Annotated in this window: 12 protein-coding genes (1 of these 12 cut by a window edge); all 12 read right to left on the minus strand. The window is 47.4% G+C overall.

Annotated elements, in window-relative coordinates:
* Positions 1 to 10: 10 nt before the first annotated feature.
* Entirely contained in the window at positions 11 to 940 is a 930-nt protein-coding gene (locus tag PLUT_RS09520) for a UDP-glucose 4-epimerase family protein (protein WP_011358566.1), read from the minus strand.
* On the minus strand, positions 937 to 1,707 hold the full coding sequence (locus tag PLUT_RS09525) for a glycosyltransferase (RefSeq protein ID WP_203415228.1): 771 nt from the start codon (positions 1,705 to 1,707) through the stop codon (positions 937 to 939). Before PLUT_RS09525 ends, PLUT_RS09520 begins: the two co-directional genes overlap by 4 nt.
* A gap of 90 nt (positions 1,708 to 1,797) precedes the next feature.
* Entirely contained in the window at positions 1,798 to 3,009 is a 1,212-nt protein-coding gene (locus tag PLUT_RS09530) for a glycosyltransferase (protein ID WP_162010070.1), read from the minus strand.
* The gene (locus PLUT_RS09535; RefSeq protein ID WP_011358569.1) at positions 2,966 to 3,919 is read right to left on the minus strand and encodes an NAD-dependent epimerase/dehydratase family protein; all 954 of its coding nucleotides are present in this window, start codon (positions 3,917 to 3,919) and stop codon (positions 2,966 to 2,968) included. Before PLUT_RS09535 ends, PLUT_RS09530 begins: the two co-directional genes overlap by 44 nt.
* Positions 3,916 to 4,788 (minus strand): class I SAM-dependent methyltransferase, encoded by an 873-nt coding sequence (locus PLUT_RS09540; protein ID WP_203415229.1) that lies wholly within the window; start codon positions 4,786 to 4,788, stop codon positions 3,916 to 3,918. Before PLUT_RS09540 ends, PLUT_RS09535 begins: the two co-directional genes overlap by 4 nt.
* The gene (locus PLUT_RS11590) at positions 4,754 to 5,323 is read right to left on the minus strand and encodes an acyltransferase (RefSeq protein ID WP_011358571.1); all 570 of its coding nucleotides are present in this window, start codon (positions 5,321 to 5,323) and stop codon (positions 4,754 to 4,756) included. Before PLUT_RS11590 ends, PLUT_RS09540 begins: the two co-directional genes overlap by 35 nt.
* A complete protein-coding gene (locus PLUT_RS09550) occupies positions 5,320 to 6,150 on the minus strand; it encodes a class I SAM-dependent methyltransferase (protein ID WP_011358572.1) in 831 nt (276 codons plus the stop codon). Before PLUT_RS09550 ends, PLUT_RS11590 begins: the two co-directional genes overlap by 4 nt.
* Before the next feature lie 12 nt (positions 6,151 to 6,162).
* On the minus strand, positions 6,163 to 7,077 hold the full coding sequence (locus PLUT_RS09555) for a glycosyltransferase (protein ID WP_049752391.1): 915 nt from the start codon (positions 7,075 to 7,077) through the stop codon (positions 6,163 to 6,165).
* Position 7,078: 1 nt separating this feature from the next.
* A complete protein-coding gene (gene asnB, locus PLUT_RS09560) occupies positions 7,079 to 8,935 on the minus strand; it encodes an asparagine synthase (glutamine-hydrolyzing) (protein WP_011358574.1) in 1,857 nt (618 codons plus the stop codon).
* Positions 8,935 to 9,750: a glycosyltransferase family 2 protein gene (locus PLUT_RS09565; protein WP_157858182.1), complete on the minus strand. Its 816-nt coding sequence runs from the start codon at positions 9,748 to 9,750 to the stop codon at positions 8,935 to 8,937. Before PLUT_RS09565 ends, asnB begins: the two co-directional genes overlap by 1 nt.
* Before the next feature lie 33 nt (positions 9,751 to 9,783).
* The gene (locus PLUT_RS09570; RefSeq protein WP_157858183.1) at positions 9,784 to 11,016 is read right to left on the minus strand and encodes an O-antigen ligase family protein; all 1,233 of its coding nucleotides are present in this window, start codon (positions 11,014 to 11,016) and stop codon (positions 9,784 to 9,786) included.
* A 97-nt stretch (positions 11,017 to 11,113) separates the two neighbouring features.
* On the minus strand, positions 11,114 to 11,670 hold the 3' portion of the coding sequence (locus tag PLUT_RS09575) for an IS3 family transposase (protein ID WP_011358577.1). 427 nt of this gene lie beyond the right edge of the window; the window shows 557 of its 984 coding nt (coding positions 428-984); its start codon lies off the right edge, out of view; the stop codon is at positions 11,114 to 11,116.

Here is an 11,670-nt window from a genome sequence, read left to right on the forward strand (position 1 = left end):
TTCTGCCACCTCAGGATTGAAACTCATCCGCCATTTTCATCAACTGTTCTTCCATCGTAACCACCGGACTCCAACCCAACACATTTTCTGTGTGCGAAATGTCCACCTGCAACGACCCACAAAGCCTCTCGGCAATACCAGAATAGCCTAATAACGACAAAGTGGCCGAAAGCCACTTCTCAGGGAACGCGAACAGCATTGATCGCCGATGAAAAGCACCAGCTATCTTCCGCAACAGCTCAGCAGTAGAACTGTCCTCACCATCACTCACCATGAAGGTATTGCCCGGAGCATCAGGATGCACCAGGCATACTCTGATCAAGTCAACCAAATTATCCAGTGCGACCAAGCTCCGCTTATTCTGCACACTCCCCAGCGGTAAAGGAATACCATACTGAACCGCCTTCATCATGCTGCGGAAATTGCCTTTCACACCCGGACCGTAGACCATGGGAGGCCTTATTATCACGACCTCCAGACCGGTGGCACGAGCAAGGGCACGAAGGCCTTCCTCAGCCTCCTGCTTAGAGATACCATAAGGATCCTGAGGATGAGGCGTCTGATAAGGGCCGAAAGGCTCCCCATCAGTTGCTTCGCCATTGACCTTGACCGAACTGATGTAGATGAAACGCTTTACACCTGCATCAACAGCCTGACGGGCAAGATGCAATGTACCATCAACATTGACTCGACGAAACGCAGAAAGCGGATCAGTTACGGCATCCTGCATCACATGCACCCGGGCAGCGCAATGAATAACACAATTCGACGCAAAAAGTCCTTGAGACCAAACTGTCAACGGCCCAATATCACCAACGGCAAAGTCATCAGCACTAATCGATTGGCGAACCATCCCAAAAACCTCATGACCAGAGCTTTTTAGGTATACACTCAACCTCGCGCCGATAAAACCATTAGCACCAGTAACAGTCACATTCACGATCTAAGAAACTCCAATGCCTTCAGCGGATATTTCGTAAGAATCTTCAGCATATTGGTGTCAATATTATTTTCACGACAAGCGCGTAACACCTCTTGATTCAAAAGAATTGTACTTCGCCAACCGCCAGTACTGATGCCCCCAGAAGACATATGCACTAATACCTCCGGTAAATAAATGGATCGTAGCCTTCCCGATCGAAATACACGTGCAACAAACTCAAAGTCTGCAGCAATTCGATAATCGATTTTATAAAGACCATATTGATCAAACACCCGCTTCCGAAAAAAAAGGGCCGTATGCGCAGGCATCCACCCCCAATCAAGCATCTCCGGCCTAAAGCGATCTGATCGATAACGCCGAATTATTTTTCCCGGCGACTGCGGGTGAAAGAACGCCACATCTCCATATACAGCATCTACATCAGAGTCTGCAAACGCATCAGCAACACGCGTCAACACATGCTTATTCGCATATACATCATCAGAATGCATTAAACCAATAATTTCGCCACTTGAACGAATAATTCCTTTATTAATCGCATCGTAAATCCCTTGATCTGACTCACTGACAAGTAGCGTACGATAATCCGCATAATCACAAACTCTTTTGAGGGTAGAATCAGTCGACCCTCCATCTATAACAACATGTTCATAATATTTATATAATTGCAGCTGAACACTTTTCATTGCCAGATGTATACAATCGGCACGATTATATACTGCCGTTATAATTGAAATTGTGTCAATACCAACCAATTGCGTCAATCAGAATATTATATGATCACATCAAGGAAATAGAAGCACATGATAGTCATTTTTTACATCATCAATCGATTCTCAATCTGACAATCACCACTAAAGATGGTCTTTTGATTGGATGGCGTATCGTATAGTCTTAACGATTTTATCGGCGAAAATCGCCCTGCGTTGCTCATTGATGGAGGTAAGCTGTTCGATACCAGAGATCTTTCTTTTTGGAGGATCTATCAATGCCGCGACCAGCGCTGATTCCGAATGCCGCTTAAAGTATCGTGCATCACCGCAAGTTTGTTCAAAATGAACATCAATGTCCGAAAGTATCATCGGGACCCCCAATGCCTTCGCTTCCTCGACGGTTGTGCTCCACCCCTCGAATAGTGAAGGATTTATCAACGCCTCCGACGCAAATACTAGTTGAATCAAATCAGCATAAGGTATTTTTCCTAAAATCCTGAATTGTGACTCCAGCGAACATTCAGCTATCTTGGCCTGTAATATTGAGAAATATTTAGGATGTCTGAAATCTACTGTCAATCCCGTAGCAGCTACGACTATATCCATATTACCTTTCTGCTTTAATGATGCAAGTGCATCGATAACAAGCATATGGTTCTTGTGTAGCCAGAACTGATTTGGTAAAATATAATATCTTTTCGGTAAACCGTATTTGTCAGCCGTAGAACGCGCCATTGCCGCATCAATATTTGATGGTATGGGGACCGCGAATGGAACCGTATAAATCCTTCCGGCAGCGGGACGATATAATTCTTCGCAGACCGCTTTTGAGTCCTCACTGCTGAGCATGATTGTACGTTTGGAGGCAATTTGCGCACGAAAGCCGATTTCCCGCTTCCAGTAAGCAAGCGGCCCAAACATTCCAGGAAGACACTTATGCTGAAAATCCGGAATCCAAGCAACTGAAGGAAACTCGGAACGCCATCCATGAAATTGTGCCGCCTCGAAAATACAATCGATGCGGTTGTCACGAAAGACCCGTTGAACTGCGTTATCGCGACCAAAAACCAAAGCATAGATCAGTCGCTTGCTTGCATATTGTCGATTAAATACAGAGCTCTTCACGACTTTAGCACCCGACAAATCTAGAAATGGACTTATCTCGTCCACATCGAAATCATCACCAAAAAAAATAATCGGCTCTATGGACTGAGCCATATAATCATCCAGAGCACGAAAAAGATTGAGAAGATAATTATATCCCCCCGCCCACGACTTCCCACCGATAAGAGTAAAAGCCACCCTTAGCTTAGCCATGCTGATTCCCCTTGCAAAACCATTGAACATAATCATCCAACCCTTTTTCGAGAGGAATCTTCCATCGAAATCCGGTTTCATCAAGTTTAACAGTATAAGCAATCAAACTGAATGGATCGCCCGGCCGTGACTTGCCACTGAGCTCCACAGATATTTCCCTACCGTTTCTTTGCGACCAGACTCTGGTTATCCTCTCGGCAATCTCCCGAACCGTCGTTCCGACGCCGGTGCCAACATTTACTGAAGGAACACTCTCCGAGGCCATCATGGCAAGCATCGCGAGCGCCCTAACGACATCGCGTACATCCGTCCAGTCGCGAAGCTCGTTTCCACTTCCGCCAAGAACCAATGGAACCAAACCTGATTCGAGTCGAGTACATATATCCCAGAGAAGCTGTTTTTTTAGCTCGGGACCATAAACAGAAAAAAGTCTCGGCAAGACAATGCTTAATCCGAAATTAGCGCCATAGGAGTGACAGAGCTCCTCCATTATCAATTTGTGAGCGCCATAAGGAGAGTACGGCGACAAACTTGTCGCTTCGGCTATGTTTCCACTGTGACCCCCTCCATAGACTGCCGCGCTCGAAACTGATACCAGGCGCGTATGAGGTGAATGCTTTCGAAGCCATTCAAGCAGCTCCGCGGTGGAGACAACCGTTCTTCTGAAGTCTTCATATGGATTGGCTATTGCTGCTCCAACAGAAGACCCTCCTGCCAGATGATAGACAACATCGGGCAACCCTGCGATACTCCGCAACTGAGCGAGATTACTTTGCTGGATCTCTCCGTTGAGCCAAAAGGAAACACCCCAATGCATTGCTTCCATTTCCGGCCACAAACCATGGCCGATGCCGGCAACCCGACAACCCTTGGAGTTCAGATACGCTGCCAGATGCCTGCCGATGAAACCATGGGTACCCGTGATCCAGACTGTTTCCGTGTTCAAGCTTTTTCTCCCTTGAAAGAATAGAGCCGGCCTGAACGGTTATCGACTCGTTCAAGCACCTTTTTCGTCAAGTTCCAGAATACTGGTACATCGAGGAACATTTGGGTAATAGTCGACAATGGAGTCAACCCCGCACGACATACAAGCTCGCGTTTGAGGGCCGACACTGTGTACGGAGAGAAATTGATTGCGCTGCTCCATGGCGAAAGCACGACAATCTTTCCGAATCCTGCACTGCCGAGAGCAGCCGTATATCTTTTGAGAAGGAATGCATTTTCCCCACCATAAAGTTTGTGTAGCGGATGCTGCTCAAGAAAAGTGTCAAGGTCCTCTTTACGAGATATTACATGTTCCCGAATAGCCAATAAAACCCCTCCTGGTTTGAGCACACGGTAAAACTCTCTGCATGCTGAGTCCAGATCCTTTGTGTGATGAAGCACCGCTCGCGCGAAAACGACGTCAAAGGAATTGTCGGCAAAAGGCAACCGTTCGGAAAACTCAACTTCGACCGAGATAGGCAACGATTCCTCGATAGCAAGACGCCGAATAGCCTCTGCACCGACAAGCTCGCTGGTATCAGGCTCGAGTGCGGTAACCGTAAATCCATCCCGTGCAAGGGCATAACTTGCAATCCCTCGGCCAGCCCCAACATCGAGAGCTTTCCCCGAACGACCTTTCAACAAGTTTCGTATATCTGCCCATTCAGCGCTTCGCCAATACCGCTCGGCGGCAACCGAAAGTGGATCGTCATAATAGCAGTCGAGCACCATCTGCTGCTGATCCGGTTGATCGCGCAGCCACTCCACGGCCTCTTCCCAGCTTCTGAAATGACTCTCAGTGTTCATCTTCTGCCAGTTTACGTACTTCATGAGCCGGATTTCCGGAAACTATGGAAAACGGAGCCACGTCACCAGTCACAACCGATCCGGCGCCAACAATCGCACCCGTACCGACAGTGACGCCCCTCAGGATTATGGCATTTGCACCTATCCATGCATCATCAGCTATGACTACAGGTTTTTCGCCAAGATCGATTTTTCGGGGATGTCCATTTTCCATAATCTCCCTGAAATGGGCATGACGCTTACTCGGACTGATCGGATGGGTTCGGGAATCGAAAATGCTGACATTATGTGCAATCAAAACCCGGTGCCCGATTTCGATGGCACATGATGACCATACGCGAGTCCCTTCGCCGATATAGCACCAATCTCCTATTGAGATTTTGCCCCCATGCCGGAAAATCAGTAATTCTCCGGCAATGAACGAGTTTGAACCTATTTTAATAGCGTTACTTTCGTCTTGCATATTAACGATGCGTGCCGACGATGCGAGCTGAGAACTTTCGCCCAAGTTGCAAGTCGGACGAAAAGAAAGGCGCTTTATCCAATACTTGAAATTCATGAGATAAGACGAATGCATGCAACAGATCGAGCAGCGGCAGCAAAGTCTTGAGCGTAGCGATGCCCTTTGTTATAGTCAAAAAACTCTGCATTGGCTACATTTTCAGCAACAGTTCTGAACCAACCATCCAATCCATATCCAAAATAATCAACAGAATATTCCGCAGGATGAAAAGCGTCTATCAGCTGTGTAACCATACGCTCATCAAACACCTGATACCAGTCCTGGACCTCAGGTTTACCGTATGGTACAGTGATCAGACAAAGCCCGCCTGGTTTAAGGATACGCTTATATTCAGTAATTGCGGACAGATAGCCATCGACATCATTCTCTTTTTTTGTAACGTCACTCGTATAGAGCTTCGTATTATCCAGACCAATGTGCTCGATCGTCGAAACACTAACAACCACGTCAAATGATGCATCTTTGAACATGGTGTTCCGCAAATCTCCAAAAACGTATGAGATAGAACGTCCCCAAAAACAACGTTTCTCAGGAGCTAGAGTCATAATGGTAAGCTCTGCATTTTTGAGCGGCGCTCTCTCTATGAGAAAACCATGATTCAAGGCAGAACCTGCATCAAGCACTTTTCCGGGCTTTGCAGGCAACTGAGCAAACAACCATGGATATTCAATTGAGCGTTCATCTATACGGGAAGCGTATCCAGCAGGAAGTTTTGAATCCTTTATCAAAAGACCTTTATCAATAGCAGCACAGATCGTGTCTTTTTTTGCAGTATAATAGCCAGGGCTCCATGGACGACGCCCCTTAAGGTTATACAGCGGTGTTGCGATCCTGTCGAGCGCTTCTTTGATTTGAAATCGCATTGAATGACACTATTAATTTCGGAATAAACGTCTAACTCTGTCCATAAAATAAACCAACCAACCACCGTTCTTTTGCCAGAGTGCCTTTTTTGCAAATTTAAATACATCGTCATCAACTAGAATCGACTTCGGCAAATCAAATTCTGTGGTAACCAGGATATCAGTAGGCGTTGAGAATTTTCTCAGCATACCTCGCCCGTGAGAACCACTGCCGTCGAATCCGGTGTTGTCTACAAGCGAACGGGGAGGAAACAAGACAACACCTTCATTCCTGAACACGCTCCAGCACCAGCGTATTGCCCAGGAATCTCGCAGACCCTGCATCTGCCTTTCAAGCATGGTCGCATAGTCATAGGTACCGTCAAGATTGAACCGTCTTCTCGTATTATGGACTGTACGCAACTGCTCCCATCCAGTGGCCAGTGGTTCAAATTGTTCCCATGCCCGTCTCCACGTACCCCATCCCCATGAAACGGTAAATGGCAGGAACAGTGCAGAAGAGAAATCTTTCAACTCAGGAACACCAACCATATAGCCGGAAACCTGAAACACTCTGTCATCGTGTTCGTATCGGTCAAGCCCCTGATTGATAAAGGTCAGAAAGTACGGGTTGAGCAAGAGATCGTCCTCGACGACGATAACCCGGCCGAACCGATCGACAGCCTCACTGACCCCTCTGATCACCGAACTAGATAGACCAAGATGCACATCGCTGAAATGATATTCTGCACGATCACCGAGCATGGATCTGGCAACTTCACGTGTAGCGAAAACAGCTTCTGTTTCGTCGGCGCTCTTCGGTCCATCGCCATAGACTATAATCCGACTATCGTCGAATCCCTGGCATTGCATCAGGCTATCGAGTGTCCTTCGCAGATGGTCGGGACGCCTGTAAGCGAACACTACAACAGGAGCATAGGTGTTCATGCTAACCTCTTCGGTCGATGCATTCACTGATCCAGAGATGAGTGGAGAGCAGCTTGTAGAGGTGATGGTCTGCAGCCATGGCTCCTTGACGGTTGCGTTCGATCAGGCTACGGATTTTCACCGGATCACACCATTGATGAAGCGGATTGTTGTCGGCAAGCAGCATCCGTTCGACCTTTAGGCCCTGCTCCGTGGCAAGCCATTGTCCTGCCGGAGTCGGATAGCCTTTCTTGTCGGGTCGGTTTCCGATCTTGACCTGGCCGTGTTTACGCAGGTACTCTCGCAAAACCCATTTTGTTTCGTTTCCTTGAAACATCAGAGAGGACGGAAGCCTGAACATCCATTCAACCAGCCGGTAATCCATAAAGGGAAGGCGAGATTCGATTCCGAATGCCATGCTGATGGCGTCTCCATAGTGCAGAAGACCAGGCAGGATCAGGCGCGCATGATCCGCCAGCAACCGTGTCCTTACCGGATCAGCTACGTTCGATACCGATTGGGTGGAACAATCGGGCAGTCGCAACCCGGAACGCATCAACGAGTGAAACCCGACACGATTCCGATGCCAACGCAGCATCGCCGGCGAGATCTCCCTTGCGGTCCATGCAAGCACCCAAGGCAACGAAAAAGTTCGATTCAGGGCGGCAATCCGGCTTTTCATGCCTGAGACACTCCTCCGGAGTCCTGCTTTCCCTGTCACATAGGCAATCATCTCCAACACCGCATATTGGGGATAACCGGCAAGTGCTTCATCAGCTCCCTGGCCCTCGAGCAATACAGGAATACCCTCCGTTCTCGCTCGCTTCATCAAATGCCAGAGCGGATACACGGCTGGAGAATAGCCGGGACCATCCATATGCCTTGCAATCTGACCCAGGGTTTCGAGCCATTGATCATCAGGAGCAGCAACGGGAATCAGCCGGGATTTAACAGCATCACTGGCAAGTTGCGCCCATGGCAGTTCACCAGTCTCACGCTCGCTGTAGATCGATGTAAAACTGGTCAGCGTGGCGGAAGAGAACGATGAAGCAGCCGTCAGTACACCGGTCGAATCGAGTCCGCCGCTCAAGGTCATACCAACCGGAACATCACTGCGCAGCCGCAGGCGAACTGCATCGGAGAAGAGATCATCGAACTGCTCCTGGGCATCATCGACAGTCAGGGAGCCATCTGCAGATTCAGGATAATCCCAATAGCGTGACATTTTGAACCCGCAGGTCTGGTAATCGAATTCACCAAAGTGTGCGGGGGGTAGAACCTTGATTCCCTTGTAAAAGGACTCTCCCCTCGCGAAAAGAAGGTTATTGGCAAGGAAATCGAGCAAAGCGGGTTCGGATACCGCGCGATGACCGGGAAACAGCTCAAGCAGTGCTTTGGGCTCAGAGGCGAAGGCAAAACCTTCGTCGCCCAGTCGATAATAGAGTGGTTTGACACCGAACCGGTCCCTGCAGAGTAACAGGCGGCGCCTGTCAGGTTGCCAGAAGGCAAAAGCCCACATGCCGTTCAGACGGGACAATGCACTGACATCCCACTCATTGAGAGCATGAAGCAGCACTTCGGTATCAGAGTTGCCGAAAAAACGGTGACCTTTTTTTTCGAGCTCAGCGCGTAACTCCAGATAGTTGTAGATTTCACCGTTAAAAACAATTATCGATCCGCTGTCAGGGTCGATCATCGGCTGCCGCCCGCCCGAAGAAAGATCCAATATCGAGAGTCGACGGTGCCCAAGCATGATACCGTCAGCCTCAAAAATGCCGCTATCATCTGGTCCCCGATGCGACAGCGTATCAAGCGCCTTGCCGAAACGTATTCTATCTTCCGGCCTTTTTCCGCCATGCCACCCAAGAATTCCACACATCAGACCTGCCCACCCTTTTGTCCAGCAACGAACTTTCTAAGACCCCTGAAAACGTAATCAAACTGACCCTCTCCAAGCATCAGACTCAATCGGCGCAGTTTGTACATGGATTTGCGCCACTCAGGCATCGACCGACCGTCAAGAATCTGCTTCTGTTCCGAAAGAAATCGCTCCGTCATCGTACTCGTCTTCGTCTCATCGTGATAGCGCAACGCACCCCAGACACTACTTACATGCATTCCTTTGGCATGCTCCGCAACACGAAGAAACCATTCGTAATCGAACGAACAATGATAGTTCTCATCCAGGTAACCGATTTTCTCGTGAAGTTCGCGACGCCAGAATGACGACTGATTCGCAATGAGCATTCCTTCAGCCAGCAAAGCATGGTATTCCGGGTTGATGTATCGAACGTCCCTTATCTTTTTTTCATCCTGATCAATCAACATCAGGTCGCCGATAATAAGTGATGCTTCTGGATGCATCCGGATCGCTTCTGCAAGCTCTTCGAATGCGCCAGGATAGTAAATATCATCAGAATTCTGCCAGGCAACCCACTCTCCGCTCGCACGCCGTAAACCTTTGTTGATCGCGTCAACCTGCCCATTATCGCGTTCGCTTATCCAGTAGGTCAGATAGGGCTCATATTTTTTTATAATCTTAACGCTACCATCAACGGAACCGCCATCAATGATGATATACTCAAGGTTGGGATAGCGCTGATCAATAACTGAGTTTATCGTCTTTTCGAGATAACCCGCTTGGTTGAAACTAGGAGTAACAATAGATATCTTTGGAAAAAGCGATACTGCCATAGGGCTCATATTACACTGGATTAACTATACTGTTTATCCCACGTCAATACTTTCCATACTACCCTTATTGGCGACGACTACTAAAACCATCAATGACCACATAGACGCACTGCCATACAATGATCCTGAAACCATCGAAATTATCACCGCCTGAAAAAAAAGAATTGATATCCATGCAGACTCCGGCGTATATAGGTAACGCCAAAATGCGCAGTATGTGGCATACCCCAGCAAACCAACGAATAAAAAACCGCTAATCACTCCATACAACATAAAGCTTTCAAGAATGACATTATGTGGATAAAATCCAAGCGGCTCAATACCACTTCCTAATAATGGATGGGAGTAAAAAGAATCAAGCCCTAACTGTAACAGTCTCACTCGTATATCATCACTAAACAAGCCACTTTGTATACGATTGAAGCCCTCAAATTCATGAATATGAATCAAAAGATAACTCACAGCAGGCAGTACCAATACTATAGACCATATTAGTTTTATTAAATAGTCAAAGGTCATGCGTTGATTTCGAAAAAGTTCGTACGCAAGAAGTGGCAACAACACAAGTAACGAAAGTACGGGGCCACGTGAACCTGCAATTATGGCTGCCATCAAGCCAACCATGATTGTACAAGCAAAATAAATCTTTTTAAGAAAATGCGAATATGATTGTTGAAATATCGCCCATATCCCAAGCAAAACGACCATAACGCCTAAATCACCAAGCGATATAGTGCTTAATGTCTCTGTGGCTTGCCGTTTTACCAGCAATGACATCAAGTCATCAACACTTCCTTGCTTTTGAATTAGCAACAGATTAAATATTACAGCAAAAAAACCAATAATCAACACCCATCTCAATAAGAACCAAATTGCCTTAGGAGGGCTAATAGCAATTGCCAATGCTGGCAAGAAACAGATGCCAATACCAGATAAAATATACTCGCCCAAAGAAAGGCGCAAAACCTCAGGACTGAAAATCGAATCGAGTATCATACGACCAAAATACAAACCCCAAAACAGCGACAAAAAAAACCACATCAAACCGCTGGGCATGTTCTTTTTAATAAATAAACGTTTAAATATTATGAATAATGCTAAACCCAAAATAGTTGCACGCAAAGGAATCGAAATAAAACGATTGGGTACATCTAACAATAGTGATATAGGCGCAATAGCTTGGTAACCAACCAACGTTAATACAACCACTATTTCAGACAAATAGCCCCGTCTATGTCCGCCTTTGTGGAACTCAAACAGCTTCATAATGACGTTTCGCATACCTTAGAAAGAAAATCATAAACAGAAACACTTACGCCGGACAATGTCAACGAAGATGACGCATTTTTTTGAAAAAAAACATTCACTTTTCAGCCGGGTTCAGCACCACTTCCCGGTTGATCTCCCACGTTCTTGCAGGCCTTGCTCCCCAGCGTTCCGGATTGAGCTCCCTGGCTCGCTGTAAGGTTGCATTCCGCTGTTCAAAGATCGCACTTGCATGACCGTATCGCATCTGGTGCGGTGTCACATAACCGATCGATGAGTGCATGTGCTTGGTGTTGTACCAGTGCACAAAGTCGCCCATCCAGCGGCGGGCATCTTCAAGCGTATCGAAGGCATTCGGATAGGTGACATGGTACTTCATCGTCTTGAACAGCGACTCGATGTAGGGGTTGTCATTGCTGGTTCGAGGCCTGCTGTGCGAGACTGCAACATTGAGCTTTTGCAGAAGGGCCATCAGCGTAACACCTTTCATCGGGTGACCGTTATCAGCATGGAGCGCCTTGAGTTTAACCTTGCCTCCGTTCAGTATCCGGGCGAAGAGAGCTCGGCTGTGCTTTTCGCTTTCTTCTTCGTGAACCGCCCAGCCGACGATGGATCTGTCAAAGAGATCCTTGACAACATATGCGTAATAGAATA

This window comes from Pelodictyon luteolum DSM 273 (genome assembly GCF_000012485.1).
Lineage (GTDB): Bacteria > Bacteroidota > Chlorobiia > Chlorobiales > Chlorobiaceae > Chlorobium > Chlorobium luteolum.

Coding starts and splice junctions, on each gene's coding strand:
- PLUT_RS09555 (WP_049752391.1), bottom strand. CDS start 7,077: ATGAACACCTATGCTCCTGTTGTAGTGTTCGCTTACAGGCGTCCCGAC.
- PLUT_RS09530 (WP_162010070.1), bottom strand. CDS start 3,009: ATGATTATGTTCAATGGTTTTGCAAGGGGAATCAGCATGGCTAAGCTA.
- PLUT_RS11590 (WP_011358571.1), bottom strand. CDS start 5,323: ATGAATTTCAAGTATTGGATAAAGCGCCTTTCTTTTCGTCCGACTTGC.
- PLUT_RS09540 (WP_203415229.1), bottom strand. CDS start 4,788: ATGAAGTACGTAAACTGGCAGAAGATGAACACTGAGAGTCATTTCAGA.
- PLUT_RS09570 (WP_157858183.1), bottom strand. CDS start 11,016: ATGAAGCTGTTTGAGTTCCACAAAGGCGGACATAGACGGGGCTATTTG.
- asnB (WP_011358574.1), bottom strand. CDS start 8,935: ATGTGTGGAATTCTTGGGTGGCATGGCGGAAAAAGGCCGGAAGATAGA.
- PLUT_RS09550 (WP_011358572.1), bottom strand. CDS start 6,150: ATGCGATTTCAAATCAAAGAAGCGCTCGACAGGATCGCAACACCGCTG.
- PLUT_RS09565 (WP_157858182.1), bottom strand. CDS start 9,750: ATGGCAGTATCGCTTTTTCCAAAGATATCTATTGTTACTCCTAGTTTC.